This is a genomic window from Bifidobacterium sp. MSTE12, from assembly GCF_000513015.1.
Taxonomy (GTDB): domain Bacteria; phylum Actinomycetota; class Actinomycetes; order Actinomycetales; family Bifidobacteriaceae; genus Bifidobacterium; species Bifidobacterium dentium.
The window spans coordinates 28,003-53,904 of the sequence record NZ_AZYA01000019.1; the positions used below are offsets into that span (position 1 = coordinate 28,003).

At 56.4% G+C, this 25,902-nt stretch carries 27 protein-coding genes; 17 read left to right on the forward strand and 10 right to left on the reverse strand.

Annotated elements, in window-relative coordinates; all coding sequences use genetic code 11:
* The 9 genes from HMPREF1494_RS11715 to HMPREF1494_RS11965 all read right to left on the reverse strand — a co-directional run bounded on the left by HMPREF1494_RS11715 (position 1) and on the right by HMPREF1494_RS11965 (position 8,761).
* On the reverse strand, positions 1 to 702 hold the full coding sequence (locus HMPREF1494_RS11715) for a pseudouridine synthase (protein WP_231495340.1): 702 nt from the start codon (positions 700 to 702) through the stop codon (positions 1 to 3).
* 24 nt (positions 703 to 726) lie between these two features.
* Complete coding sequence (locus HMPREF1494_RS05315) at positions 727 to 2,076, reverse strand: CHAP domain-containing protein (RefSeq protein ID WP_231495341.1); 1,350 nt, start codon at positions 2,074 to 2,076, stop codon at positions 727 to 729.
* A gap of 284 nt (positions 2,077 to 2,360) precedes the next feature.
* Positions 2,361 to 4,802 (reverse strand): VirB4-like conjugal transfer ATPase, CD1110 family, encoded by a 2,442-nt coding sequence (locus HMPREF1494_RS05320; RefSeq protein ID WP_428890986.1) that lies wholly within the window; start codon positions 4,800 to 4,802, stop codon positions 2,361 to 2,363.
* Positions 4,803 to 4,830: 28 nt separating this feature from the next.
* Complete coding sequence (locus tag HMPREF1494_RS05325) at positions 4,831 to 5,223, reverse strand: PrgI family protein (RefSeq protein WP_034520667.1); 393 nt, start codon at positions 5,221 to 5,223, stop codon at positions 4,831 to 4,833.
* A gap of 18 nt (positions 5,224 to 5,241) precedes the next feature.
* Complete coding sequence (locus HMPREF1494_RS05330) at positions 5,242 to 6,111, reverse strand: type IV secretion system protein (protein WP_034520555.1); 870 nt, start codon at positions 6,109 to 6,111, stop codon at positions 5,242 to 5,244.
* Between the two features lie 18 nt (positions 6,112 to 6,129).
* A complete protein-coding gene (locus HMPREF1494_RS05335; RefSeq protein WP_034520557.1) occupies positions 6,130 to 6,384 on the reverse strand; it encodes a hypothetical protein in 255 nt (84 codons plus the stop codon).
* A gap of 266 nt (positions 6,385 to 6,650) precedes the next feature.
* Positions 6,651 to 7,175, reverse strand: coding sequence for a WhiB family transcriptional regulator (locus tag HMPREF1494_RS05340; protein WP_081442115.1), 525 nt, complete (start codon positions 7,173 to 7,175; stop codon positions 6,651 to 6,653).
* A 39-nt stretch (positions 7,176 to 7,214) separates the two neighbouring features.
* Entirely contained in the window at positions 7,215 to 8,336 is a 1,122-nt protein-coding gene (locus HMPREF1494_RS11720; protein WP_231495342.1) for a helix-turn-helix domain-containing protein, read from the reverse strand.
* Between the two features lie 185 nt (positions 8,337 to 8,521).
* On the reverse strand, positions 8,522 to 8,761 hold the full coding sequence (locus HMPREF1494_RS11965; protein WP_034520561.1) for a helix-turn-helix domain-containing protein: 240 nt from the start codon (positions 8,759 to 8,761) through the stop codon (positions 8,522 to 8,524).
* 90 nt (positions 8,762 to 8,851) lie between these two features.
* Between HMPREF1494_RS11965 and HMPREF1494_RS05360 the strand changes: the two genes are divergently transcribed.
* Positions 8,852 to 9,127 carry a helix-turn-helix domain-containing protein gene (locus HMPREF1494_RS05360; protein ID WP_231495343.1) on the forward strand — a complete coding sequence of 92 codons (276 nt, stop codon included), beginning with the start codon at positions 8,852 to 8,854 and terminating at the stop codon, positions 9,125 to 9,127.
* 53 nt (positions 9,128 to 9,180) lie between these two features.
* Here the strand turns inward: HMPREF1494_RS05360 and HMPREF1494_RS05365 are convergent, their stop codons facing one another.
* Positions 9,181 to 9,543 carry a helix-turn-helix domain-containing protein gene (locus HMPREF1494_RS05365; RefSeq protein WP_034520564.1) on the reverse strand — a complete coding sequence of 121 codons (363 nt, stop codon included), beginning with the start codon at positions 9,541 to 9,543 and terminating at the stop codon, positions 9,181 to 9,183.
* A 107-nt stretch (positions 9,544 to 9,650) separates the two neighbouring features.
* Between HMPREF1494_RS05365 and HMPREF1494_RS10965 the strand changes: the two genes are divergently transcribed.
* The 16 genes from HMPREF1494_RS10965 to HMPREF1494_RS05450 all read left to right on the forward strand — a co-directional run bounded on the left by HMPREF1494_RS10965 (position 9,651) and on the right by HMPREF1494_RS05450 (position 25,568).
* Positions 9,651 to 9,947, forward strand: coding sequence for a helix-turn-helix domain-containing protein (locus HMPREF1494_RS10965; protein ID WP_081724115.1), 297 nt, complete (start codon positions 9,651 to 9,653; stop codon positions 9,945 to 9,947).
* Positions 9,948 to 10,455: 508 nt separating this feature from the next.
* Complete coding sequence (locus HMPREF1494_RS05380) at positions 10,456 to 10,785, forward strand: hypothetical protein (protein WP_034520568.1); 330 nt, start codon at positions 10,456 to 10,458, stop codon at positions 10,783 to 10,785.
* A gap of 306 nt (positions 10,786 to 11,091) precedes the next feature.
* Positions 11,092 to 12,249 carry a helix-turn-helix domain-containing protein gene (locus HMPREF1494_RS05385; RefSeq protein WP_034520570.1) on the forward strand — a complete coding sequence of 386 codons (1,158 nt, stop codon included), beginning with the start codon at positions 11,092 to 11,094 and terminating at the stop codon, positions 12,247 to 12,249.
* Positions 12,246 to 12,770, forward strand: coding sequence for a WhiB family transcriptional regulator (locus HMPREF1494_RS05390; RefSeq protein ID WP_034520573.1), 525 nt, complete (start codon positions 12,246 to 12,248; stop codon positions 12,768 to 12,770). Before HMPREF1494_RS05385 ends, HMPREF1494_RS05390 begins: the two co-directional genes overlap by 4 nt.
* The gene (locus tag HMPREF1494_RS05395; protein WP_034520575.1) at positions 12,767 to 13,393 is read left to right on the forward strand and encodes a ParA family protein; all 627 of its coding nucleotides are present in this window, start codon (positions 12,767 to 12,769) and stop codon (positions 13,391 to 13,393) included. Before HMPREF1494_RS05390 ends, HMPREF1494_RS05395 begins: the two co-directional genes overlap by 4 nt.
* Before the next feature lie 6 nt (positions 13,394 to 13,399).
* Positions 13,400 to 13,624, forward strand: a complete 225-nt coding sequence (locus HMPREF1494_RS05400; RefSeq protein WP_034520577.1) for a hypothetical protein — start codon at positions 13,400 to 13,402, stop codon at positions 13,622 to 13,624.
* A 270-nt stretch (positions 13,625 to 13,894) separates the two neighbouring features.
* Complete coding sequence (locus tag HMPREF1494_RS05405; protein WP_034520579.1) at positions 13,895 to 14,800, forward strand: DUF4862 family protein; 906 nt, start codon at positions 13,895 to 13,897, stop codon at positions 14,798 to 14,800.
* Positions 14,800 to 15,798, forward strand: a complete 999-nt coding sequence (locus HMPREF1494_RS05410; RefSeq protein ID WP_034520581.1) for an ROK family protein — start codon at positions 14,800 to 14,802, stop codon at positions 15,796 to 15,798. The genes HMPREF1494_RS05405 and HMPREF1494_RS05410 overlap by 1 nt, the downstream gene beginning before the upstream one ends.
* Positions 15,799 to 15,892: 94 nt before the next feature.
* Positions 15,893 to 16,564 (forward strand): N-acetylmannosamine-6-phosphate 2-epimerase, encoded by a 672-nt coding sequence (locus tag HMPREF1494_RS05415; protein WP_034520583.1) that lies wholly within the window; start codon positions 15,893 to 15,895, stop codon positions 16,562 to 16,564.
* Between the two features lie 377 nt (positions 16,565 to 16,941).
* A complete protein-coding gene (locus tag HMPREF1494_RS05420) occupies positions 16,942 to 18,492 on the forward strand; it encodes an ABC transporter substrate-binding protein (protein WP_034520584.1) in 1,551 nt (516 codons plus the stop codon).
* A gap of 82 nt (positions 18,493 to 18,574) precedes the next feature.
* Positions 18,575 to 19,531 carry an ABC transporter permease gene (locus tag HMPREF1494_RS05425; protein ID WP_155807168.1) on the forward strand — a complete coding sequence of 319 codons (957 nt, stop codon included), beginning with the start codon at positions 18,575 to 18,577 and terminating at the stop codon, positions 19,529 to 19,531.
* 1 nt (position 19,532) lies between these two features.
* Entirely contained in the window at positions 19,533 to 21,563 is a 2,031-nt protein-coding gene (locus HMPREF1494_RS05430; protein WP_034520585.1) for a dipeptide/oligopeptide/nickel ABC transporter permease/ATP-binding protein, read from the forward strand.
* Positions 21,560 to 22,411: an ABC transporter ATP-binding protein gene (locus HMPREF1494_RS05435; RefSeq protein WP_034520587.1), complete on the forward strand. Its 852-nt coding sequence runs from the start codon at positions 21,560 to 21,562 to the stop codon at positions 22,409 to 22,411. The genes HMPREF1494_RS05430 and HMPREF1494_RS05435 overlap by 4 nt, the downstream gene beginning before the upstream one ends.
* A gap of 44 nt (positions 22,412 to 22,455) precedes the next feature.
* Entirely contained in the window at positions 22,456 to 23,415 is a 960-nt protein-coding gene (locus HMPREF1494_RS05440) for a dihydrodipicolinate synthase family protein (protein ID WP_034520590.1), read from the forward strand.
* 75 nt (positions 23,416 to 23,490) lie between these two features.
* A complete protein-coding gene (locus HMPREF1494_RS05445) occupies positions 23,491 to 24,303 on the forward strand; it encodes a glucosamine-6-phosphate deaminase (protein ID WP_034520593.1) in 813 nt (270 codons plus the stop codon).
* A 17-nt stretch (positions 24,304 to 24,320) separates the two neighbouring features.
* Complete coding sequence (locus HMPREF1494_RS05450) at positions 24,321 to 25,568, forward strand: N-acetylglucosamine-6-phosphate deacetylase (RefSeq protein ID WP_034520596.1); 1,248 nt, start codon at positions 24,321 to 24,323, stop codon at positions 25,566 to 25,568.
* The last annotated feature ends 334 nt before the right edge of the window (positions 25,569 to 25,902 follow it).

Below are 25,902 nucleotides of genomic sequence, written 5' to 3' on the forward strand. Positions count from 1 at the left end.
TTAATTATTTCCTTGCTGCTTAATATCCCGCTGATAATCACTAGGGTTATAAATCGTGGACATCACGAACCATGCGGAATCCTTATCTTTACGGTTCAGTTGCAAATAGAGAACACCGGAATCCGGATACGGGTCAGAACTGTTGGGAATATTTTCCTTACCATGTTCCTTGCCGTCCAAAGAGACCACGCAGCCGATAGCATTATCGTCTATCTTCGTACCCAACATATCGGCAGCAACATCCACGGATACTGCCGTAAAGGGCGGATCACCATGGTTGATCCAGTGAGCGGTGGACTCCGGATCGACATCCGCGCTGACAAGGTTAGGCAGGAAGAACCGCTTATACAGCTCTTCCTCACGCTGACTGCCTGAACCACTGATGAGCCAGTATGCCGCTTCCACGCCTGCCTGCGTGCATGCGCGTTCCTTATCCATGCCCGGATACACGCCCTCGCCGGATTTGCGAATATCCTTTCCATGCCACAAATCCGCGGAATCACCCGTCGTGCCGCTCATGCCCGTAGACGGCGAATTAGCTGAACTGGAACCTGACGCCTGGGTAGTAGACACCGCCTGCTGCTGCGAAGCGGCCATGTGAGTGCCAATCATCACACCCGCACCGATACCTGCTATGAGCAGGACAAGAACCGCGATAATACCGTAGAGAATAACGCGATTCCTCCGACGTGAATCACTCATCATAAACTCCTTATACTGTGATGTTCAATACCAGTTGGTTTGCTGGCTATGCCTCCATGCCCCCGATGGCGTACCGTACCTGTCCTTAATATACTTCAATCCCCAATTGATCTGGGTTTGATAATTCGTGCGCCAATCAACACCCATGGTCGCCATCTTATTACCAGGCAGACTCTGTGGAATACCATACGCGCCAGAAGACTTATTTTCTGCCTTGTAATTCCATCCGGACTCCTTATTCCACAGCTTCAGGAGTGCTTGATACTCATCATCGCCCCACCCGTACTGCTCCTTCATGGTCTTCTTCGCATACTCTTGAGCGGTCTTCGCATCCGCGGACGCCGCACCCGTATTTCCACTACCGTCTCCTACAGGGCAGCCCATAGACGCATACGAAACCTCACTCGTATCCGACGCACCAGCAGGGGTTGAAGGATCGGAGCCAGTCGAATAAACGTACGTGTACTTACCCCGAGCTGCATCTAAGGCCGCTTTGGAATACTGATCGACAACAGGAGCGCCATACGTATTAAAGAATCCGGTGCCTGACTCAGACACCCAGATGCTACCATCCGAATCAATCTGCTCAACGACAGCGACATGCCCGTAAGGGCCGGCAGAAGCGCCAAGGACGCCACCTGACATACTCACGATAGCGCCAAGACGTGGCGTATCTCCCGTCGGATACCCGTGTCTTTTCGCGGACGCAGCCCAGTCGACACCATTGCCCATGTGATGGTCGACATGCAAGCCCAGCATCTTCCACCGGTTAGCGACCCACCACGTGCACTGCTGAAACTGGTACGCGGAAGTATCATCCTCGAACCATGAAGGCTTGATACCTAAGGCCTGATAATCTACCGCGGTCACGCCGCGAACCTGTGTGGTCTTTAACCCCTCAAGCTTGCCACTGGTAGCGCCAAAACCACCCGCCGCAACGGCATTCCCAGCATCGCATCCCGATTGGCCACTAAAGAAACTCATCAGTAAACCAATGGCGGCAATAAGCGCAACAATAATGCCGGCAAGCGGAAGAAGCGCTAAACCGATACCACTCAAGCCAGAAGCAACCATCCGGGCGACCGCCTTGACCGTTTGCATGGTAGAGCGCGCATACTTCAACTGTTTTGCGGCAAGCTGGGCACGCCTGACTGACCCATGGGCCTTCCTGAGAGCCTTTGCGCCTGAGCGGATGGTTTTCACCCCCGCGCGTGGAGCCTGGGAAACAAGACGAGATGAGGATGCAGACAGCCGAGTAAGCTCATCATCCGCACCCGACTCCGTGCCATGCATAGAAGCGCCTACCGCGTTCGACACGCCTTTTCCATACGCTCCAGGAGACCTCCTCAGTCCTGTGCCTACGCCCTTGAGCATGGATCGAGGAGACTCCTTCAACCCTTTTCTCAACAGGAAAACACGACGAGACACGCGGCCCTTAAATGTCATCTTAGGGCCGAGAGGCTTACCATATTTCACCCTTCCGACCACGGTCCTGATACCCTGATATGTGTGAGCGGCAGTACCACCCACAGCACCGGCGACCCCTTGGACGGCTTTCACACTCGTTTTCGCACCCATTCGAGTGACCTGGGTTGCGCTCGTCACCTGATCATACAGGCTGTCCGATGCCTGATGCCCTCCGGGCTCATACGCAGGCATCAGAGCACACCTCCCGCTTGCGGTAGGCCGTCGCCGAACCTGGTCGAATACGATTTCGCTAAAAGATTCCTTTGATTCATGCGATTATTAAAACCGAGGGAAACACCGTTCGTGTTGAGCAGACCACATCCCGCTTGCGCGGTCGTCATCAACCGCACCTGTTCATCCGACAGTTCGAGGAGATCCTGGAGCATTTCCGCATCCGTCGTCTTCTGATTCATCAGCAGAAGAAAATCCGCATTCGACAGCATCAAACGTGCTTGATCGTTGCCCAAGAGCTCATCGATGTTCTGAGTGATACCGGTAACGCCCAGGCCATATTTGCGTGCCCTCTTATAAATATCCAGGAAAGTGCGGATGGAATACTCGTTATGGAAGAAACGGTGGAACTCATCCACATACAACCATGTGCGCAAACCGGTATCACGGTTCGCACGTACCAGGCTCCAAATCTGGTCGAGAATGACCATCATGCCGAACGTTTGAATCTGACCGGCCAAAGCGGACACGTCAAAAACAATGAACTGTCCGGAAAGATCAACATTCGTCAGGTGTGCGAAACCGGAAGAGGAACCAGTCGTAAACATCTCCAGCTCGGTGACGAGATCCTGTGCTTCGGGAGAAGGGTTCTCCACGTCCACATACACGCGTTTGATCTGCTCCTTCAGATCCACCAAGGTCGGCTGCGTATACGATCCGGTCGAATCCAATTGAGCGCGCGTATCCCTGTACACGTTCATCGCGGCCGTGTCGATCATGCTTCGTTTGAGCTGGCTTAAACCTGTCGTGCCGCCCATCAGGGCACCTAACAGATCCAAGACGACCGATACCTTGGAGCGTACGGGGTCGGTATCATCGCTACCCGTCAGATCAATATCCATCGGATTCATATGTTGCGTCGAGTCCGCGGAAACGGTGATGACCTGTCCGCCCAAAGCCTGTGCCAGCGGCACATACTCATGTTCGGGATCGATGATGACCACGCGATCGGCGGAATTCAATACACGCTGCACGATCTCGGCCTTAGCGGACTGGCTCTTACCTGAGCCGGTCGTTCCCAGGATGAACCCGTTGGAATTCATATGCTCGCTACGATTCACGATCACGGGGTTGCCACTGCGTTCGTTGACCCCATAGAACTGGCCGTGAGGCTCCATGATTTCCTGAGCGGTGAAAGGGATGAGAATCGACGCACTATCCGTTGTCAATGCTCGCCTCATCGGCAGTCTATCGACGCCCAATGGCAGCATGGCGTTCAGGGCTTCGGGCATCATGTAACGCGTCACGCTCATCTTGCATGACAGTCGACGTGCGACACGTTCCACTTCCAGAAGCGTTTGCTTGAGCTCGTCCTCACTATCGGCGCTCATGCTCACCAAAACAAGCGTGTCCAGTATACGCTGGTTCGACGTACGAAGCTGATCAAGCAACGTAGTCATTTCATCCACACGCTCGGTAATGGAATCAGGCACGCTCTCCGCGCCCAATCCTTGCCTGGCGAGCTTTTGAACGGTCCTGTCATATTCGCCCTTGACGCCTGCCTGCTTCGTCTTGACCTTTTCCAAGCCGGATGCGCGGTCCCATGGCGCGATATGCACGTTGACCACTATCGGAGCGGTGATATCGGCCAGATCGGAGATAAGGGTATCCGTTAACTGTGCCGGCCATGCCTCCAACCACACATGGGTCATGAACGTCTCACTTCGGGACGATAGAGTGATCTGATCCTTATTCCTGAAATCCATGCTCCATGGAGTGACGAAATCCTTCGCCCGCATATTCTTCGGCGCTTGCTCGAAGAGCTCCTCGCTAAAGGTGAAGGGCTCATCCGGTTGCAGCATCGAGCCCAGGACACGAAGGCGCTCACCGCGATCAAGACGATGTGCCGTGCAGCCACTCATGGAAGCAAGCTGCGTCTTCAACCCTGACAGGAGACGATTGAGCCTGACGACTGCCTTGTCCTGGCCGATCTCCTTGACGCTCACGGTAATATACTTGTCCGTCACCGTGCTTGACGCCAGGCCTTTGAGTTGGTCGGCGGCGAGCTCATTAAACGACCGGCGATACGAATCCAGACCATCACGACCCTCGGCATCCATGTACACGCCACGCGTGACGCTACGCCCGTTGAGCATACGATTCGCACTCGTCACCTGAATACGCGTATTCTCATCAAACATGTTCAACGTACTCATCCATGCGTTCAAGATCTTCTTCCGCGTATCTACGGAGGCAAGCTGATAATTGACGTCGCTAATCAGTGCCGTCGCGCTCCACCAGCCAGCCCCGACATAGGCGATGCCATCCTTACGGATACCATGCAGAAACACCATGGATGCCGCAGTCAAAGCTTCCTTCTTCGCCTTCCGAGCATGCCCCTGATCCACATGAGACCCACGATTCCCACTCAATCCAAACATTGAAAACTCCTTAAGAACCATATTTTTTTAACCATTGACTGATGAACGTTCAAGCGTCCTGGACGGTAGGCGCCATTTCGACGTGCTCGTTGACGATCTTGAGTTCGCGCCGCGTGGCATGCCTGTCATGAGGGATCTCTCCCTCACGGATGAGAGGCTTACGCGTCAACACGATGCGCCACTGCCAATACCGGACAAGAAAATCCTCCACAGGCAGTCCGGATTTTTTGAACCAGCCCACCAATACCAAAAGCACGATGGGAATGATGATGACCTGATTAACAGCCTGACTCACCTGGCTGGGGGCGAGGAATTGGCAGACGATCGCGCCCACGGCGCATACGACGACACCGGACACGCACAGGAACTGGCGACCAGTAAGCCCGAACCATTGCTTCGGATCAATCTGGTTGATATCCGTGGGAACATCCATCACAAGCATGAAACTTCTCCTGTTCATTTAGGCTTGACCGAACAATGCCTTAGATGCCTTCTGGCTGATGAGGACGAGTGCAACCATCAACACGCTCACCGTGATGAGCTGTCCCCAATTATCGAAAACCACCTGATTAAGATTCATCTTCATCAGATCTTGATTGCGGGTAAGCATGCTGTTGGCAACAGGCTGATATACGGCTAGGCCTATCAGGAGCGTGATATTGCTAAACGCACACGACGCATACTCGCGGATATACGCCTCACCCCAACTTTTCGTCCCGTCATACGACAGGAAAGCGATGGGAAGAGCGCCAAACGCCGTGAGAATCAAGAGCTCAACAAACCGCGCGATGATAAGGATTTGCACCGCCTGCGTCGCCAGCTTGGAAATCAAGAAGGGAATAAGCAACATAATGATCGCGACCAATTGTTGGCCAAGATTCGCTTGGCCAAGAGCGCCGCTCGACTCAAGAGCATTTCCCAACAGGTGCTTGGGAGCATCAGATGATGTTCCAGGAAGCGTTATGAGCCTGCTGACCCCCGTGCCGATCTGCTGAATCAGATACGTGATAAGCTCACACAGCCATGACGCGTTCATTGCAGCCATATACACGATAATGATCTTGAATAACGACTTCGTAATCGTGCGTACACCCTGCGTACCATCCTGATCGATGCCCTGGCTGGCATGAAGGATTTCCAGACTGAACACTACCGCCAACACGGTCATGGCGACGGGCTTGACCGCGGTGGTAGCGATATTCGTCACCGTCCGATAGGCATCGGGATATTTACCCGCCGGAGTCTGAGTCAACAGGCTTGATATTGTCGGATCCATCCCCTGGCTGATCTGGTTCAGCAGGGATCTTAACCCATCCTTGAAATCAAACATGATACGGTCGGACCTTCGTTACACAAGAGTCTTGAACAAGGCGGCGGCGGCAATGATGATCGCGCCGCCGACGATCTTCCACACGCCATTTTGAATCTGGGGAGAGTTATGGTCGGACAGACCGCCACCCAAGGTGACGGCACCCCACACCGCCCAGAAACCGCCACCGACAACGACCCAGGTCGCAAGCGTGCTCAACACGTTCGTCACGACACCATTCGCGTCGGCGGCAAGAACCGCCGAACCCGCCTCAATAACCGTAGTGGTAAACATTATCTTCTCCTTAGCGATCTTTTTCCAATACCCGTGAGCGCACATGGGTGCGCTCACGGCCTGCTCATTCATCATCCCCGAAACGTTCCGGGGATGAAGGACATAAGGACAACGATGAATTTTTCAGCGGTCGAACGTTCGACGAGCCATGAGACCCGCCCCGGCCAGGACCATCAAACCGGCCGAGACGGCGGCGGCAACACGTGAATGATTCCTGATCATCCTTATTTCCTCCTTGGATCGATTGGTGGTAAAACTCAAGAACCTTAGAAAAGAGCCGGCTGGACGCAACGGCCTGGAACAGGCTCGATGTCGGCTACGCGAATGATCCCGTTAAGTTCGATATCCCCAGCCTGGACACTGACCATGCGTGCACGCTTCCTCCGCCAGTACGCGCGATTATGCGAGTGGCTGGCATGATGAATGGCCCGACCGATCACACTGGGATCCTTTTCTATCCATTCGGCGAATCTCGTGAAGCGTTCGTCTTCGCTCAATGCGGCCGTGTCCTCATCGGGATGAGCCTGCCGGTACAAACTCACCAGACTTTTACGCGCATACGACGGCACGCCGCCATAGACGCCAAACTCGGCATTGATGGCCGCGCCCCACGCAGCACACTGAGCCTTGACGGGACACGTGGAGCAATACGTTTTCGCATGCGCCACCGTGTCGGGATGCGCGCCATCCGCGAAAAACAACTCATCGGCACGAGCCGGTGGGAGTGTCGAACACTTCGATGCCGAACGCCACGACCGCGTTGAACCGGTTGATCCGAATCCTTCCATCATTAACCCCTTAAACCTTGGGAAAACATTGAAAACATGGGCTTATCGAGCCATGGGAGTGGCTTCGCGCGCGGCAAGGGTCTCACGAATCCGTTCGACGCCATAGCCGGATCGAAGCAAATCCAGGACGTGCGTTGCGCGTGAATCCGCCACGCAATCCCCGGGATTCGTGTATCCCAGAACCTGCTGCACGTGCTCGCAGCCACGGGAATGCACATGGACACGGGAGACCGGGGAGGAATCCGCGAAAGCCCCTGTGGAAGGCCGTGGAACACTCATCTGGCTCGTCACCTGTGTCCAGTTACGCTCCAACCGTTCGGGAGTGAACGCCACGGACCTCCAAAACGGCTGGCCGGCATCCAACGCCCACCGAGCGGTACGCTCCACCCGCTCCACGCCAAACGCGGCCACAAGACGGGCAGCCGCCGCAAGCTGCCTGCGCTCGAACCTCGTATGGGACTCCTCGGATTTGAACGGCGCGAGCTCAACACGAGCGGACTCACGCAGTGAAGCCATCAACGAAACAACCCGCTGCGCATCCCCACCCGCATCCCGAGCGGTGGGAGCATCGTCCCCACGGATGGCATCGGGCATCCGTCCGTCAGGCCCATCCGGGAAACCACCGTCGGAAATCGCCACCACATCGCCTTCATCCCCTTCAAGGGGATAAAGAGGTTTAATGGATGGTTTAATGGATGGTTTGTGGTCCACCAGTGAACCCCCGCTCCGTGCACCGGTGAACCCTCGCTCACGATTCTCACGCATTTCCCCACTGAGCGGGGGCTCATTTTGAACCCCCGCGGAAACCGCGGAATCATGCGATTCCTCACGAGGGGTCATTTTGAGCCCCCGCCCCTCCCGTGAGTCGTCCACGGTCAATTCCACATGCAGATCCCAGACCACGGGACGACGGTCGATACGATAATGGGCGACCTTTAACTGGTCGCCACGACTGATGAGCCCCTGCTCTTCAAGGCGCCTTAAAATACGCTTGATGGTGCTTCTGGACAGGTGGGACTGCTCGACAAGAGTGGCAATGCTCGGGAAGGCATCCCGCCCTTCATCGTCCGCACGGTCCGCAAGATACACGAGTACCAGACGCGCGGACGCATCCGCACCTACAGGGGCTCGCCTCAACGCCCAATCAACTGCCGCAACACTCATTAGTGCTTCCTAACCATAAAAGTTCCGGTATTCATCGACCATCGTCCGCAATGAACCACTTCGGCCCTAGAATCGTGTATAGTGAGAAGCGGTTCATGGGTTTCCTCGCTTTGGGCCCATGGCCAAAACATTGAAAACTCTCCCTCCTGCCTAACCCCGGGAGGGAGCTTCCATATGCAAGCTGATCACGCATTTTTCATATCCTGTGAGCGACCTAATAGTGAATCTGTAGAAATCTGAAATAAATCTGCAATGATGTTTATTTCCGCTGTTGTAAATGCAGTCTGATTATTGATTTTTCTTGTTACTGCTGGTCTAGATATATTGAGTGCTCTAGCTAAGTCGGATTGTGACATGTTATTTGCAATTAGTAGAAGTCTGATAGTTTTACCTATCGTATCTGATGATAACTTTATGTAACTCATGGTCACATATAATAGTCACCATTGGTTATTTCTGAGATCATCGGAGTGTCGTCTTGCTAATTTAGGGAATTTCTGGTTACCATATGTAATGTGAAAACAGTCGAAAAGAAACCAGCGGCGACGAAGAAACGCGGTTTGCAAGACCTCGTTAGTTTTAATCTGCGAATGATGATGGCCGCAAGAAGCATGAACCAGCAGGATATGGCGGATGTCCTTGGTGTTACAAGGCCAGCAGTTTCGCAGAAGTTCTCTGGGAAACATCCGTGGAGCTTGGACGATATAGAAAAAGCCTCCGAATTCTTTAATGTGAATCCGGAGGCGTTGGTAGCGGGGCATGGATTTGAACCATGGACCTCTGGGTTATGAGCTTCATAAACCTAGATGAGCCTAGGAACAAGGTTGCGGTCTAACGTGAGTTTTCAGGCCGTCAAAATCCATGCCCTGCGTATTCGACTGTCGTTGATTGCATCAACGACAGATGAACCTCCTTCGTAATCGTCTTCGTACTTGCTGATGATGGCGATTGCCTTCGCTGGAGTAAGAGATGGGTCGGTCAGGACGTCAAGGGTGACGCCTACGAACTGCGCAGCCTTGAACATATCGTTTATTGCCCAGTTACTGTCGCCGTTCATCATTCGCGATAGGTTCTGAGGTTTACGTCCGATGTAGGTCGCAAGATCTTTGCGATATTTGCCCTCAATTTGCATCAGCATATTGAGGTTAAGGATGGCTACATCCTGCGGGCTGACCTCAACGGCTGGCATTGTAGTTGTAGTTGTCATGCTAAGAATTGTACTTATGAGCGATTAGTTATGCAATTCTGACCAAATAATTATCAAAATCGACACTCCAATAATCATAATAGATTAGTTGTGTTATATTTATCTGCATGGTGACTAATCAAAATCAATTAAATATGCTCAAGATAAGCAAGAGGGCATCGGGGCTTATCAAGGAAAACGGACGCACTCAACGAGAAGTCGCCGAGGCGATTGGCTTATCCGAACAGGTCTTCTCCAACAAACTCACTGGCGTTCGTTCTTTCACCATGAAAGACATTTCGGTACTTGCCGATTTCTTCAAGGTGTCGACCGATTACTTGCTTGGACGGATTGATACCTTGTGGCCGATTGTTGGGGGCGGGCCGGGCTCGGAGAGTGCCGATGATGAAGTGCGATGTCCATGAGTTTCTGCGACCAGTGGCGGAGAAAAGGAAGGCCCCGTTCCGTCGGAAGTGAAAGACCACGGAACAGGGCCGGGGTACGAACCTCCCGCGACCGATAACCGGCGAAAGTACCGGTCAGGCATTGTCTCTAACGAAGAAAGGTCCACACAATGAACATAGTAGCCGAAACAGTCATCCATGATGTCGCCGATCCGAGTCATTCGGCTCGACATGCCGTCGGGCGAGATATGCCGCTCACGGGTTCAGTGCCGGATGAATCGGATTATTGGATGTGCCTGTCCATCCGTTATGGACACGGAGCGACGGTCTGTCTCCTCTCGGCTGTGGCTTTGTCCGATGTCGGCACTACGGCCGGCATAATGGTATCCATCCTGATTCTAATCCCGTTGGCTCTCCTCGGGGTCCTCCTTGTAGCCATGGGTCTGTGGTGCCATGGGAACCCACTGGACGCTCGTGACCTGTCCATGTGGTCCATGGGAACACACATTGAGGAAGTAGGGAAGCAGAGATGACCGTCAATCATAACGATCCCATGTCGGAACAGTTCTATGCCGACCTCGACCACATTATGGAGCGTATCACGGGCATCGTCGGTGAGGTTGACGCCACGATGACTATCGGCGAGATCGTTCGTCTCGCCTATTTACAGGGTATCGGGGACACACTCCGTGGATTCAGCCGGCTCATCAGCCAGCATTCGTCCATCAAACCAACCGTCCTAGGTGGCATCGTCGATGCCGAATCCTATGGGAAATCCATGCATGAGCTCGATGCCATGACCGATAGAGGCGGACGCATCGCATCCATGCTCGCCCATCCCGCGTGGAAGGAGAACTGACCCATGTGGACCGTATGTTTTATCCTCCTTGCCATTCTGCTCGTTCCCGGTCTGCTCATGACATGGAGTTTGTGCCGACCGGCGGCGGTCGGTGACGAGATCGCATCCCGGCTTGTGAAGTCGCATACGGCCTCACAAGCAACGGAAAGGGAAGACTGACATGGAAGCCATGTATCTGGTATTCACTATCGCGGTATTCTGCTGCCTCGGCCTGCTTACCCCGCTCCTATACGCCGTCCTGACGGCGGGAAGTCTGCTCGCGCGTCTCCTGCACGCCATCATGACACTCATCGGAAGGGGTGCGCGATGAGTTGGCAGTGCACGAGCTGGGCGTTGCGCGAGGCCCCGTGCCCGACCGCCACGTCACGCCTTGTCCTGATTGCCCTGGCCGACCGCTGCCAGCCCGACGGGCGTAGCGCTTGGCCCACGATTGACACGCTGATGCTCGAGGCCCACTGCTCAGAGGCCTCGGTCCGTCGCGCCCTGCGTGATCTCGAGAAGGCCGGCGTGATCCGCCGTGGCAACCAGAGCCTCGCACAATGGAACGAACACGGCGAATACATCGCCAAACCATACCGTTCCATCGTGTGGGAATGTTGCATGGGCGTCACATTGGAGAAAGTCGCCCTGAAACCCGGCCGCCAAGCGAGACAGGCCCGCACCGAGAGGAAGGAGATCCACGGCACTGTCAAAATGACAGGGCTGGAAAACGTTGGGGGCAAGCCGATCCACGACATCGACGAAAGAACAGGACCGCACGGGCTCGGCTCCGACAGCCCTGTCATCGGTGACAATACAGCCCTGTCATCGGTGACAGACCCATATATGAACAAATATATAAACAAATACCCCTCTCTCCCTATGGGAGATCTCCCCGCAAGCGGGAAGGACCTCGCAAGCGGAACACGAAACGGCATAATCGGCGGACGGGAGGCGGCACGGAGCGTGGTGGACCGGCTCACGCTCGTACGTTCCGGGCTCTCGCTGCCCACACCGGAACCATCCGGACGGGACCTCGCCAAGGCATCCGGGCTCATCGCCCACATCGCTGATGCTGCCGGCATCGACGAGACGGTCGCGGCGGCCCGTGTCGCCGACGTCATTGATTGGATTCCTGCGAACACGTACTGGCTGGCCCGTATCCTCACGGTCCGGGACCTCGCCCGTGTCTGGGACCGTCTGGCGAACGACTACGCGGTCTCCCGGATCGAACGCCGACGTTCGTTCGACGCCTCGACACACACCCATGACGGGCAGGCCCATGCGACTGCGCCGTCCGGGCCGCATGTGACACGTCACGTGCATTCCGTGACCTGCACGCACGTCCTGGCCGACATGAAACCCCACGAAAGCGAATATAGCCATGAAGGAAGCTTACGCCATGGCAAACCTAGCGAATGGTACACGGCGTGCAGGCGGCATGCCGACGAACTCAACCGTCGGGAAGGGATCGGGATGACATGATGAACGAGACGAACGGCCGGGTGGCGGGGGTTTGTGCCGGTCTGCCGTTGGGTATCCAGGACCTCATGTGGGGCACCGACAACGAACGGGTCAAGAACAAGTCCGACCGTCGCGTCCTGAAGACCACCGCGCGGATCCTGTGCGACATGTGCCCCATCCAGGCCGAATGCATCGCGCAGACCATCATCTCCCGTGAACAGCACGGGCGCGTGGGCGGGATCGACGTCAAGGCAAGGCGTCTATTGCGCCACCGCGCCGAGGAGGACGGCGTGGACCTGTCCGACTCCAGTCCCGCCCGTCTCCGGAACCTGACGGTATGGGTGCGCGAGCATCCCGAACTCGTCAGGGAGGTGCGCATGCAGTCCTCGACCCGCGAGGGCCGCCGGCGCAGGAGCGAGGACCAGTACGCCTATCGGCAGAGAGTCGCGGTCCGACGGTCCTCCGATTGGATCCGGACCCATGCCGACAACGGCGGGAGCGAGAGGGAAACACAACCAGACGGAAAAGGAGACCGGACATGAGCCGCACAGCGCGTATTCCACGCATCATCGCCATGGCGAACATGAAGGGCGGGGTCGGCAAGACCACCAGCACCATCTGCACCGCCCTCGCCCTCAGCCGTCTCGGCCGCAAGGTCGAGGTCAGGGACATCGACCCGCAGGGCAGTGCGACGCTCTGGGCGTCCAAGGCCCGCGCCGCGGGCGACCCTCTGCCGTTCGACGTACTGGTCGCCAACCGTTTCACGGTCGCCGTCCCGCCATCGGATCCGGACACGTGGGTGCTCGTCGACACCCCGCCCAGCCAGTCCGACCTGATCGCAGCTGCGGTCGACGCGAGCACGCTGGTCGTGCTCGTCAGCACGCCCGGCGGTCTCGACCTAGACCGCATGTGGGAGACGTCCCAAGCCATCGACAGGCCCAGCAGCGTGCTCCTGACCCAGGTCAGGGCGAACACCGTCGCGTTGAGACGGGCCGAACGATACCTCGCCGAGCGGGGGCTGGCGCGGTTCGACGCGATGATCCCGTTCAGGGAGTCGATACGCAGGTCGAGCGAATCCGGCCGCCTGCCGAACGCAAGCGGGTACGGGCTGGTGGCCCACGAGCTCATCGAAGCGTTCGCGGGACTCGAACAGGGAAGGATGTGACCCGTTATGAACATCAGCAAGCCGATCGACACGGCATCCAGACTCCAGGCGACCTTCACCGCGGCATCCTCCGACGGGTGTGACGCGCGGGGTGCCGGACGGACCGTTCACGCGACGTTCAGCCTCGAGGCGGAACTGCATCGCCGTCTCAAGCTCACAGCCGCTATGAAAGGTGTGACCATGAGCGACATGGTCTCCTCATGGATCGAGTGGCATTGTCCCCCAGTCTAATCACCATATGGGTCGGCTCACCCGAGCGTCGGATGAAGCGTATAAGCATTTGAGTGTATAAAGAGCATCATGGAATGGCAGGGGAGACGGAGCGGCGGTATTCTGCCATTGCTGGAGGAAACCAGGGCAATAAAAAGAGGGCGCCGGAGTGCGTCTGTGATGCACGGGAATGTGACTATACGGTGGGTAGCGAGTAGCAGGAGCGACAGTTAAGAGGTATGATGTCTGATGAATAGTGGTGTCGCGCCACATCGAATTCAAGGAGGAATCATGGCGGAATCGGTATTCATTGTCGGGGCATATGCCTCACTGCCTCGGTCCCGTGAGGATCAGTGCGACTACTACCGGCTTCTCGGTCGCCAGAGATGGATTAACGGTGCCGAGATTCCCTTTCCAGGAGATTTAGCTGATGTTGAGTCGCGGCGGTGGTTGGCCAAGGTACTGCCCACACATTGGCATGCCAATACCATCACCGCTATTCCCGGTACCATGCAGCACGTATGGAAGAATCCGAACTTCGGCCTGGCCAGTCCCGACGTGGACGGCCGCATGGCCGCGTTGATGATGATGGGTGATCTGCATACGGCGTTCGAAGATTTCACCCAACGCAGGGGTTCGGCCGACGTGGCCTATGTAGAAATCCACACTGCGCCAACCAGGTTGAGTGATGCCAGTGCTATGGCCATGTCTTTGGAAGCCATGGCTGACTGGGACTGGCATGGCGCCAAGCTGGTGATTGAGCACTGTGACCGTTACGTCGAAGGGCAGAAACCGGAAAAGGGCTTCCTTCCAATCGAGTCGGAGATTGAGCTGGCACGAGACACCGGCATCGGAATCATCATTAATTGGGGACGTTCGGTGGTTGAGAGTCGTGTCGCCCGAACAGCCGAAGATCATGTCCGTGCCGCCCGTGAAGCAGGAGTACTTAAAGGGCTGATGTTTTCCGGAGCAGGCCCTGATGAGACGCAATATGGCTATGCCTGGATTGATGGTCACCTGCCGATGGCCCCTGATGAACCAACCTCGCTGATGGATGTTGAACGGATTCGTGCCTGCGTATGTGCGGCGGACGATGCCGTAGACTATATCGGCGCCAAAGTCGTGGTGCCCGAGGACGCCACGCTGACCGAACGTCTCGAATTCCTATCTCACATTCACGATGCGGTGGTGCTCTGATGACCGCACGAACCTATCTCACCTTTGATATTGGTGGTACCAAAATCGCCTCAGCCTTCGTGACATTGCCCGACCGTATTCATCAGGGTAAGTACGAGCGCGACGAAAAGCCGCAAGTGCAGGACCTCCAAGAAATACCCACCCAAGCTGACCTCGGGGGGACAGTGCTGTGTAGGAGGTTGGTCGACTGCGCCCGCGGACGACTGAAAGAGGCGGCAAAACCCGGTGGAATGCCTATCGCCGGCATCGGCATTGCGACTGCCGGTGTTCCCGACTCGCGCAATGGCGTAATCCTCTCGGCCACCGATATTCTGCCGGGATGGCGTGGACAGCGCGTCTATGACGCGTTCGCCGCGGCTACCGACATCCCGGTCCATATGATTGGTGACGTCGGTGCCCATGGTATTGGCGAAGCCATATTCGGAGCGGGAAGTGGCAATGAAGTGGTGCTGTCGCTAGGAGTGGGTACGGGTATCGGCGGTGCGCTGATTGTTAATGGACGTCTTTTTACTGGTGCGCATGGCGCGGCCGGACACTTGGGTCATGTCGCTAGTAGGTTGGGCAAGGGATTCCGTTGCTCCTGCGGCACTATGGAAGGCCATATTGAGCCGGTCGCCTCCGGTACGGGACTCAGAGATCTTTACAACGTTACGTTGCCGGTCAATGTCGCCGACGCCACCATGGTCCCTGACGGAGTCGAGGTTGCACGCCGCGCTATGGCCGGCGAGGAACACGCCATGCGTACGATTGAGGCCAGCGCTCATGCTCTGGGCTTCGTACTTGGTGGCATAGCTAATACTGTCGATCCCGATGTGGTCATTGTCTCCGGCTCGGTGGTCAAAGCGGGCCCGCAGTGGTGGGATGCGCTGCGCAGCGGATTCGTGGCCTCGGCCCTGCCCTTGATTCGTCCGACACCATTAATTGAAGGCGAACTCGGTGGTTCGGCCCCACTGATCGGTGCCGCTGTCGCCGCCGAACGATCTTTCTTCCATGCGTGATCCGCTGGGTGCGCCGCCGCTCCGTTGAGCGCGACCAAAGCGCGCATGTCTATAAATAATCCTGTACATCGAAACCAAGTGAAGGGAACTAGCTATGCATCCTGCGATCGAAGCAATAAAAGGTGGACTGGTGGTCAGTTGCCAAGCATATCCGGGCGAGCCGCTGCGCCATCCGGAGACCATGGCGCAGATGGCGATGGCGGCTGTGGAAGGTGGCGCGGTCGGTATCCGCTGCCAAGGCCTATCCGATATCGCCGCCATCAAGGGACAGGTTGAAGTGCCGGTGATTGGCATCTGGAAAGACGGCCGTGAGGGAGTGTATATCACGCCGACACTGCGCCATGCTCGTTGCTGCGCATCCGCTGGCGCCGACATCGTCGCCATCGATGCGACCGGTCGGCCACGGCCTGACGGCCGCACCTATGCCGATACCGTCCGTGCGTTGCATGACGAAGGCATCGTTGTTATGGCTGATTGTGGTTCCTTTGCCGATGCTGAGCGTGCGGTCGAAGCCGGCAGCGATATTATTTCCACCACGCTGTCCGGATACACAGGGGAGCGCAAGAAAACCGATGGTCCGGATTTCGACCTGCTCGGGCGGATGGTCGCGGCCTTTGGCGATGCCACGCCAGTACTGTGCGAAGGTCGTATCCATACACCTGACCAACTCACCCAGGTGATGGCCATGGGAGCGTGGGCAGCGGTTGTCGGCACCGCCATCACACATCCCACATCGATTACGCGTTGGTTTGCGGCGCGTATGTGAGACATAGCATCCTTGTGACCTCGGTGTTCGGAATCGCCCGGATATCAGCATGAGGAGGCCCTCCCGCCGACTGGTTAAGTAGCCAGGTATTAGAGTTACGTCTCGTTGAGATGATGCGCGTGCACCGGCGCGATGGCGGATGGAAGAGTGCCTCCCGATACACGGTTGTGGCGAGCCGACGGATGTCAGCGTGCTGAGGAACCAGAAAGAGACACAATTTGACAACAGACATCAGACATCATATGATTTTGATAGTTCTGACGTCAGATAACTATCCGTGGCAGAGAAGCCTAGCTGGGGAGTGTCCGACGGTCCGGGCGGCAATCGTCTGGCGCCGCAGAACAGGTTCGCAACAAACTCGAGGAAGAGGAGTGACCATGAAACGTAAAATGTTCAGAGTAGCGGTCGCCGCCACGGTGGCCGGGTTGATGGCGTTGGCTGGTTGTGGTTCGTCGGGTGGTACCTCGGCATCCGGTACGGTGGTGAAGGACACCATTACCGCGCAAGTGGCGTATTCCAGCCGTGACTTTAATCCGTTGTCAACGTCGATGGCCCTGCCGATGAGCGGTAACTGGCATGTTACCGAGGCCTTGTACACTCTTGATATGTCCACCGGTAATTTGACTTCCGGTTTGGCCAAGGGCGATCCCGAGAAGATTTCCGACACCGAGTACAAGGTCGCCATTCGTGACGGGGCCAAGTTCTCCGATGGCAATTCGGTGACCGCCAACGATGTGAAAACATCATTCGACCGCATGATGGTCGAAGGCAGTGTATATCAGCCGATGCTGAAATTCATCGACACCATCGAGACCGACGGGGATAACGCCTTGACCTTCAAGCTCAAGACCCCATTCAACTTGGTCAAGGAGCGCATGTCGCTGGTGCACGTGGTACCAGCCTCGCAATCGGACGAAGATCTGAAAAAGAAGCCGATCGGCTCGGGTCCGTGGAAGTACACGGAGATTAATGATCAACAGGTCAAATTCGACAGGAACGACCTGTATAACGGCGACTTCCCGGCGCAGGCCGCCCACATGGTATGGAATGTCAACGTGGATGACACCGCCCGTGTCACCGCCATGCAATCGGGACAGAACGACATCATGGAGAATGTGCCCGCTAATGCCTTCCAGACCTTGAAGTCTGCCGGTTCCGACATTCAGACCGTCGGCGGCTTCAACCAGGCCTTTATCATGTTCAATACGAAGAAGAAGCCCTTCGATGACAAGCGTGTGCGTCAGGCAGTGTTCTATGCGATCAATGTGGACAATCTGATTAAGAACCAGCTTTCCGGAGAGGCCAAGCCGCTGACCGGTTTCATGCCGGAAGACAGCAAATACTATAATAAGGCCTCCACCGTGTACTCTTACAACGTGGATAAAGCCAAGGAGCTGATGGCGGCAGCCGGTGTGACGTCCCCAATCAGTTTCACGCTATATACCACTGATCAGACTTGGATTACCCAGCTGGCTCCGCAGATCAAGAATGATTTGGCGGCCATTGGCATGAATGTGGATATCCAGTCGATGAAGTCTTCCGCACTGTTCCCGACAATTACCGATAAGGATGACGCCGATTTCTCAATGGTGCTCGCCCCCGGAGATCCGACTGTGTTCGGCAACGATCCCGATGTGCTACTGAATTGGTGGCTTGGCGATTCGACATGGACTCGCCAACGCACTTTCTGGTATGGCACGGATGGATACAACAAGCTTCACGAACTCATGGAGAAGGCCACTGCGACCTCAAGCACGGACCAGCGCCAAAGCTATTGGAATCAGGCGATGGATGTTGTCGCCGACGAAGTACCGATATACGGCCTGTTCCATCGTAATATCTCCACTGCCGTCCGTCAGGGGTCCTTCTCCAAGGTCAGCCCCATCGGTACCACGGGTCTGTACCTACTCAACAGCAAAATCGGCTGATGCATCGTTCCCGGGCACGGTTTGGGACGTTACCGTGCCCGGGGCGCACATCAATTTTCATATGAGAAATGAGGGTTGACATTTGAGTAACTTACTCCGTTTACTGGGGCGACGATTGGTCTCCTTGCCATTCGTGGCGTTCGGCGTTGTCTTCTTGGTATTCTTCCTCATGTCGTTCTCACGGTATGATCCGGCCGCCACGGCGCTCGGTGAGAATGCCACCGCGGCCCAGCTCGAGGCCTATCGCCATGAGATGGGATTCGACCGACCATGGTATGCGCAATTCCTCTCCTATCTGGGAGGTTTGTTCCGAGGGGATCTCGGCACATATGGCGTTAATCGTGACTCAGTATCATCACGTATCGCCCAGGCCTTCCCGATTACACTGCAACTGACGTTCATCGCATTGGTGATTGCGGTGGTCTTCGCCGTGATCTTTGGCGTGCTCGCAGCCCTGTACCGCGATACATGGGTTGATCAGGCCATACGAGTGATTTCCATCGTTGCGATTGCGACCCCGAGCTTCTGGCTGGGTGTTTTGATGATTTACATCTTCCAGATCAAGTTGTCTTGGCTGCCTGGAGCTGGTATGTTGCAGCCATTTCTCGATAATCCGACCGCTTATCTGAGGCGCATGGCCATGCCGGCCTTCTCGCTGGGATTACCGGTTGCCGGCCAGCTGACACGCATCATCCGTACTTCGATGGTCGAGGAACTGGACAAGGACTATGTGCGCACTGCCATCGGTTCCGGCGTACCTAAGAGCGTTGTGATTGCGCGCAATGTGTTTCGTAACGCGCTGATCACCCCGGTGACTACCCTCGGCATGAAGATCGGCTACCTCATGGGAGGCGCAATCATCACTGAGATCATCTTTGCCTTGCCCGGCATGGGTACGGCGCTGTTCGAAGGCATTAATGGCAATGAGCCGATTCTGGTCCAAGGCGTGGTACTAATCGTGGCGCTTGCGTTCGTCGTGATCAATATCGTCGTTGATCTGCTCTATGTCCTCATCAACCCGCGTATCAGGGAGGTCTGATATGTTATTTGGCAAACGAACAATCGCCGACGCCGTTTCCAAGCCTGGTGTCGGGTTCCATAAATTCGGCAATATGACAATCGGTGCCAAGCTGGCTCTGACCTTCATGGGTTTATTGGTTTTGGTGGCTGTGTTCGCTCCGTTGATCTCCCCACAGGATCCGTTGGCGATCACCTTGAGTTATCAGCCACCTAGCAGCGATCATCTTTTCGGAACCGACCAAGTGGGTCGTGACGTGATGTCGCGTGTTTTCTACGGTGCCCGCTATTCGTTGGTGATCGGTCTGCTCTCGATCCTCTTCGCCCTGATTCTTGGCGTGATCATCGGTGCCGTCGCAGCGGTGAGCCGTACGTGGATTTCCGAGATCATCATGCGAGTTCTCGACGTGTTTATGTCGGTGCCGGGCATCGCCTTGGCCGCTGTGTTCGTTTCGATTCTCGGCCAGTCGATGATTGGCATCATCATCTCCATCGGCATTCTGTATGTACCGCAGATCGCCCGCATCGTGCGTGCCAATATCATCAGCGAATATGGCAAGGACTATGTGCGTGCCGTAATCGTTTCCGGTGCTCGCGCCCCGTGGATTCTCTACAAGCACGTCACGCGTAACATCGCTGCCCCGGTGATGGTATTCACCACGCTGTGCGTTGCTGATGCCATCGTATTCGAGGCTTCACTGAGCTTCATCAACCTGGGCATTCCTGAGCCGACCCCCACTTGGGGCAATATCCTGTCCTCCGCCAAGGAAGGTGTGATTTTCGGCTACTGGTGGCAGGCGATGTTCCCTGGTTTAGCGATTATGATCACGGTACTTTGTCTCAATATCCTGTCCGAAGGCATTACCGATGCCATGGTGGCCGCACCCACTGCGACCGTTACCAAGACGGCCGCGGACGCTGAGGCTGAGCGTAAGGAGGATCGTATCCTCACCGATCCCGTTGCTGCATACAAGGAGCAGCATGAGGCGCTGGTCGAATCCTTGACCAAGCTGCGCGAAGCCGAGTTGAAGCGTACGGACCGTTTCCAACCAACGAGCACCGAACCCCCAGTGATCGAGGTCAAGGATCTATGCATCCAGTTTCCTCGTCATGGAGACGTCAATGTTGTGGATCACCTGAGCTTCTCGGTGCGTCCCGGCGAGACGATGGGCCTGGTCGGCGAGTCCGGTTGCGGCAAATCCATCACCTCTCTGGCCATTATGGGCCTTCTGGATCCCAAGGCCAAAATCAGCGGGCAGATTCTGTTCGATGGCAAGGATTTGGTCAAACTCAGCGCCAAGGAGCACAATGCCTTGAGAGGCCACGAGATGGCCATGGTCTATCAGGATGCCTTGAGTTCGTTGAACCCCTCAATGCTTATCAAGTCACAGATGAAGCAGCTGACTCGTCGTGGCGGCACGCGCAGTGCTGAGGAATTACTTGAACTGGTAGGACTTGATCCCAAGCGTACATTGGAGTCTTATCCCCATGAGTTGTCCGGCGGTCAGCGTCAGCGCGTGCTCATCGCCATGGCCCTGACTCGTGACCCTAAGCTCTTAGTGTGTGATGAGCCTACTACTGCGCTTGACGTAACCGTGCAGAAGCAGGTCATAGAACTCTTGAACGAGTTGCGCGAGAAGTTGGGTTTCGCAATGATTTTCGTGTCTCATGATCTCGCTCTGGTGGCCAAGGTCGCTCACTCGATCACCGTGATGTACGCCGGTCAGGTCGTCGAACAGGGCTCCACCAAGGAGATTCTCACAGATCCCCGTCATGAGTACACCCGCGGCCTGCTAGGTTCGGTCACATCAATTGAGGCTGGTGCCGCCCGCTTGCATCAAGTGCCTGGCACGGTACCCAGTCCGGCCGACTTCCCGAAGGGCGATCGATTCGCCCCACGTAGCAGTCACCCTGATGTCGGACTCAATACCCGACCCATTATGAAGCAGGTGCCTGGAACCTACCATTGCTATGCGGCATTGCCATTGCCATCAGACTCTGATGCGACGTCCGGCATAGTCGCCACTGTCGAAACCGAAGGAGGTGCACGATGAGTCAGGTCATGTCAGATCACACGCAGGCTGATCCCCGCGCTCCGATCATCGAGCTTAAGGATGCGGAGGTGGTTTTCACAACGCGAGCCGGTTCGGGATTGTTCCACAAGAACAGAATCACCGCGGTCAATAAGGTGAACCTGAAGCTCATGCCCGGTCAGACCATCGGCATTGTCGGCGAGTCCGGCTGCGGTAAATCCACCACCGCTAACATCATGTGCGGACTGCAACAGGTTACGTCGGGCAAGGTCTTCTTCAAAGGTCAAGACGTGACCCACCGCACCGCCAAAGAACGCATGGCCATCGGTCGCGTGGTTTCCGTGGTCTTTCAGGATCCGGCGACTGCCCTCAACGCGCGCATGAGCGTGATCGACCAGCTCATTGATCCACTGGTCGTGCATAAGCTGGGTGACAGGAAAGCCAGACTCAATCGGGCTGAGGAACTGATCCATATGGTCGGACTCCCTAGCCAGGTGCTGGGTGCTTTGCCGGGCCAGCTGTCCGGCGGTCAGCGTCAGCGTGTGGCTATTGCGCGCGCCTTGAGCCTCAACCCGGATGCCATCATCGCCGATGAACCGACCTCGGCACTGGACGTGTCCGTCCGTGCGCAGATTCTCAACCTATTGAGTGATCTGAAGAAAACATTGGGCTTGTCGATGGTGTTCATCAGTCATGACATCCAAACCGTGCGCTACATCTCGGACCAAGTCGTGGTAATGAACAAGGGCACGATCGTCGAACGTGGCGCAACCATATCGGTGATGCGCGATCCGCAGGATGACTATACCAAAATCCTCATGGGCGCCGCGCCCTCGCTGTTGCATCCGACCGCCGCTGAATGCGCGTGATCCTATCAATCACCACATCCATTAATCACTAAGGAGACACTACTATGACCCAACATTTCCACGGCGTCATTCCCCCCGTCGTCACTCCGTTGACTGCCGACGGTCAGCTGGATCTGTCGAGCTTCCGGCGTTCGTTGGATCGTATGATTACGGCCGGCGTGCATGGTGTATTCACCCTCGGTTCATCTGGTGAGGTCGCTTTCTCCACCGATGGGCGACGCAAAGACATCATTGAGGCCGTTATGAAGATCGTCGATGGCCGTGTTCCGGTGTTTGTCGGCTGCATCGATACCGAGACCGACCGTGTTATCGAACATGCCATTGAGGCCGAAAAACTCGGTGCCTCGGCCATTGTCGCCACCGCGCCTTTCTATGCGCTGGGCGGATTACCGGAAATCGAGCGCCACTTTCGTCTCATTCACGAGGCCGTGCCTGAACTGCCGTTGTTCGCCTATGACATTCCGGTGTGTGTGCATGTCAAGCTATCGAATGACATGCTGATTCGGCTTGGTAGGGATGGTGTTCTGACGGGCGTCAAGGATTCCTCAAACGACGATGTGGCGTTTAGGTTCCTCGTGGATGCCAACGCGGATGCGGGCCACCCACTCACCCTGCTTACTGGTCAGGAGATCGTAGTCGATGGTGCCTATATGGCGGGTGCCGATGGTTCGGTGCCGGGGCTGGGCAATGTGGAGTGCACAGGGTACGTGCGCATGTGGAATGCCTATCAGTCCGGTGACTGGGAGACCGTACGTGCTGAGCAGGCCAAATTAGCACGGCTGATGGCCATTGTGAATGTGACGCAAGGAGTTTCCGGCTTCGGCGCGGGTGTCGGCGCATTTAAGACGGCAATGGCACTACTGGGCGTATTCGATACGAATCAGATGCCTAACCCCGTATTGCCGCTTCAAGGCGAGAATGTTGCGGCTATCGCAAGAGTGCTTGTCGATTGCGGTATGGAGCTGAAACGTACACCGGCCGAGGTGAGCGCATCGACGCGCTAAGAGTCGATGATCCCCCTAGCCGGAATGGTCCCGCTCCAACTGGGGGATATCGAGAATCGTTGGAAAGGAACCGCCATGGCGGAAGTAGTCATTGTCAAAAATGAGGATGAAGCAGGCGAATTGGTCGCTCAATGCGCCGCCACGCTCATCGAATCGAAGCCGGATGCCGTACTGGGTTTAGCCACGGGCTCTAGTCCTCTTAAGGTTTATAGGCATCTGGCCGGAAGAGTCAAGGCCAACCACATCGATGTGTCTCAGGTCAGCGGCTATGCGCTCGACGAGTATCTCGAGTTGCCATTGACTCACCCGGAGTCGTATCACGCTACCATCAAACGTACGGTTACCGATGTAATCGGGCTTGATCCGCAGAAGGTTCATGTGCCGGGTGACGCGTTAAATGGCGCATCAATGAATGATGCCAAGGTGATGCGTGGTGCCGGGGCGGCTTATGATCGCGCCATCGAGGCGGCTGGTGGCGTTGATATGCAGATTCTCGGCATAGGCACCGACGGCCATGTGGGTTTCAATGAGCCAGGCAGCTCACTGGCTTCCGGTACGCGCATCAAGACGTTGGCCAGACAGACTCGTGTCGACAACGCACGATTCTTCGGCGGCAACCTCGACGAAGTGCCCACCCATTGCATCACCCAAGGCATCGGCACGATTCTTAAAGCCCGGCATCTGGTATTGCTTGCCTTCGGCACGGGCAAGGCGAATGCTGTGGCCGCAACGGTGGAGGGACCGGTGTCCGCCAGTTGCCCGGCCTCAGCGCTGCAGTTACATCCACATGTCACGGTGGTTATCGATGAGGCGGCGGCCGGCAAACTGCATAATGTCGACTATTACCGCTGGGTCACTGACAACAAGCCGGACTGGCAAGGCATCTGAAACGGGAAAGCAAGACCATGATCGGACATATCGAGGAGGGTCGCCGCATCGATAAAGCCGTGTGCGGATCCGCACAGACTTTCGCGATTAAGGGAGTTGAGCTGGTCGATGCGCGTGGCGTGATACCGCATAGCTGGGTAAGCGTTGTCGATGGCGCCATCGATGCGTCAGGCACCTTCGATGATGATCTCGCCACGCACATTGAGATGATGGGCGGTGCGGATCATATCCGCGTGATCGATGGACAAGGGGCATGGCTGGCGCCCGGTTATGTGGATATTCACGCCCATGGCGCTTGGGAATGTTCCTTCGATGATGGGGCCGACGCCATCGCTGTGGCGCGTGCCTGGCATATGAACCATGGAACTACGCGGCAAGTGCTGTCCCTCATTACCAATCCGCTCGACGTGATGTGCGCCAACCTCGCCGTCGTCGCGCGCGAGACGTCGCGGCGCCCCGATGTACTGGGTGCGCATCTGGAGGGACCATTCCTTGCGCTGGGGCGCAAGGGCGCCCACGATCCGAATTGCCTTGTTGATCCTACACCCGGACGGGTGGACGCATTGCTGGAAGCCGCCGACGGATGTCTGCGTCAAATCACCATCGCACCCGAGCGTGAGTATGGCCTCGAAGCCATCTCCCGGTTCGCCGGGGCCGGTGTGACTCCCGCGGTGGGCCATTGCGATGCCGACTACGACACGGCCCGCCGTGCCTTCGATCGGGGTGCGCGGATCATGACCCACATGTTCAACGCGATGAATGGCATGCATCACCGCGAACCTGGACCCATCCCGGCGGCCGTCAATGATTCGCGCATCATCATCGAACTCATTAACGACGGTTTCCACGTCCGGAACCCCATGGTCGCCCTCGGTATGTCGATGGCCCCCGGCCGCGTGGCCTTCGTCACCGATGCGATGGCCGCGACCGGCTGCGCTGACGGAGCCTATAAACTCGGTGCGTTGGATGTCGCCGTAGTTGATGGCCATGCTCGTCTGATATCCAATGGTGCGATTGCCGGTTCCACTCTGACACTTGAAGTCGCCGTCCAACGTGCCGTCAAGGAGCTAGGTATAGGACTTCCTGACGCGATCGCCGCCGTTACGCTGACACCTGCCCGGGCAATCGGACTTGATAGACCAAATGCGATCACCGGTGCCCCGCTCGGCTTGGTGGCCGCTGGGTACGCGGCCGACCTGCTGCTGCTTGATCCAGCCACTCTATCCGTCGATCATGTCTGGTGTGCGGGACGTCCGATCCGCTAATACCCGCACCCCTCCAAGGCCTCGACCATGGAACAGTGTTCCGTTTTGCTAGGTGTTGTTTGTGAAGATAGAGGGGCCAGGCCGCGAGGGACATGCCCTGGAGGAATTCCGTGGCATGTCCCTCGCAGCCGTATCCGATGTCATATGTTCCAACGCATAATGTGTCGGACCTGGCCTTGGATCGCTCGTACGAGTCAAACTCGTTGCACAGTGTAGAACCGGTCTTTCGCATGGCCGAACATCTGCTCGGTGGTGGTGTCGCCAAGAACCATCCTTGCTGCTCAGGAGGCTGATAGCCGCCCTAGCGCCAAGATTGGGACCTTATGGTCGATCC

Excerpts from the sequence above, each read along its gene's own strand:
- HMPREF1494_RS11715 (WP_231495340.1), bottom strand. The coding sequence starts at position 702 with ATGAGTGATTCACGTCGGAGGAATCGCGTTATTCTCTACGGTATTATC.
- HMPREF1494_RS05315 (WP_231495341.1), bottom strand. The coding sequence starts at position 2,076 with ATGCTCAAGGGCGTAGGCACAGGACTGAGGAGGTCTCCTGGAGCGTAT.
- HMPREF1494_RS05320 (WP_428890986.1), bottom strand. The coding sequence starts at position 4,802 with ATGGTTCTTAAGGAGTTTTCAATGTTTGGATTGAGTGGGAATCGTGGG.
- HMPREF1494_RS05325 (WP_034520667.1), bottom strand. The coding sequence starts at position 5,223 with ATGCTTGTGATGGATGTTCCCACGGATATCAACCAGATTGATCCGAAG.
- HMPREF1494_RS05330 (WP_034520555.1), bottom strand. The coding sequence starts at position 6,111 with ATGTTTGATTTCAAGGATGGGTTAAGATCCCTGCTGAACCAGATCAGC.
- HMPREF1494_RS05335 (WP_034520557.1), bottom strand. The coding sequence starts at position 6,384 with ATGTTTACCACTACGGTTATTGAGGCGGGTTCGGCGGTTCTTGCCGCC.
- HMPREF1494_RS05340 (WP_081442115.1), bottom strand. The coding sequence starts at position 7,175 with ATGATGGAAGGATTCGGATCAACCGGTTCAACGCGGTCGTGGCGTTCG.
- HMPREF1494_RS11720 (WP_231495342.1), bottom strand. The coding sequence starts at position 8,336 with ATGAGTGTTGCGGCAGTTGATTGGGCGTTGAGGCGAGCCCCTGTAGGT.
- HMPREF1494_RS11965 (WP_034520561.1), bottom strand. The coding sequence starts at position 8,761 with ATGAGTTACATAAAGTTATCATCAGATACGATAGGTAAAACTATCAGA.
- HMPREF1494_RS05365 (WP_034520564.1), bottom strand. The coding sequence starts at position 9,543 with ATGACAACTACAACTACAATGCCAGCCGTTGAGGTCAGCCCGCAGGAT.
- HMPREF1494_RS10965 (WP_081724115.1), top strand. The coding sequence starts at position 9,651 with ATGGTGACTAATCAAAATCAATTAAATATGCTCAAGATAAGCAAGAGG.
- HMPREF1494_RS05380 (WP_034520568.1), top strand. The coding sequence starts at position 10,456 with ATGACCGTCAATCATAACGATCCCATGTCGGAACAGTTCTATGCCGAC.
- HMPREF1494_RS05385 (WP_034520570.1), top strand. The coding sequence starts at position 11,092 with ATGAGTTGGCAGTGCACGAGCTGGGCGTTGCGCGAGGCCCCGTGCCCG.
- HMPREF1494_RS05390 (WP_034520573.1), top strand. The coding sequence starts at position 12,246 with ATGATGAACGAGACGAACGGCCGGGTGGCGGGGGTTTGTGCCGGTCTG.
- HMPREF1494_RS05395 (WP_034520575.1), top strand. The coding sequence starts at position 12,767 with ATGAGCCGCACAGCGCGTATTCCACGCATCATCGCCATGGCGAACATG.
- HMPREF1494_RS05400 (WP_034520577.1), top strand. The coding sequence starts at position 13,400 with ATGAACATCAGCAAGCCGATCGACACGGCATCCAGACTCCAGGCGACC.
- HMPREF1494_RS05405 (WP_034520579.1), top strand. The coding sequence starts at position 13,895 with ATGGCGGAATCGGTATTCATTGTCGGGGCATATGCCTCACTGCCTCGG.
- HMPREF1494_RS05410 (WP_034520581.1), top strand. The coding sequence starts at position 14,800 with ATGACCGCACGAACCTATCTCACCTTTGATATTGGTGGTACCAAAATC.
- HMPREF1494_RS05415 (WP_034520583.1), top strand. The coding sequence starts at position 15,893 with ATGCATCCTGCGATCGAAGCAATAAAAGGTGGACTGGTGGTCAGTTGC.
- HMPREF1494_RS05420 (WP_034520584.1), top strand. The coding sequence starts at position 16,942 with ATGAAACGTAAAATGTTCAGAGTAGCGGTCGCCGCCACGGTGGCCGGG.
- HMPREF1494_RS05430 (WP_034520585.1), top strand. The coding sequence starts at position 19,533 with ATGTTATTTGGCAAACGAACAATCGCCGACGCCGTTTCCAAGCCTGGT.
- HMPREF1494_RS05435 (WP_034520587.1), top strand. The coding sequence starts at position 21,560 with ATGAGTCAGGTCATGTCAGATCACACGCAGGCTGATCCCCGCGCTCCG.
- HMPREF1494_RS05440 (WP_034520590.1), top strand. The coding sequence starts at position 22,456 with ATGACCCAACATTTCCACGGCGTCATTCCCCCCGTCGTCACTCCGTTG.
- HMPREF1494_RS05445 (WP_034520593.1), top strand. The coding sequence starts at position 23,491 with ATGGCGGAAGTAGTCATTGTCAAAAATGAGGATGAAGCAGGCGAATTG.
- HMPREF1494_RS05450 (WP_034520596.1), top strand. The coding sequence starts at position 24,321 with ATGATCGGACATATCGAGGAGGGTCGCCGCATCGATAAAGCCGTGTGC.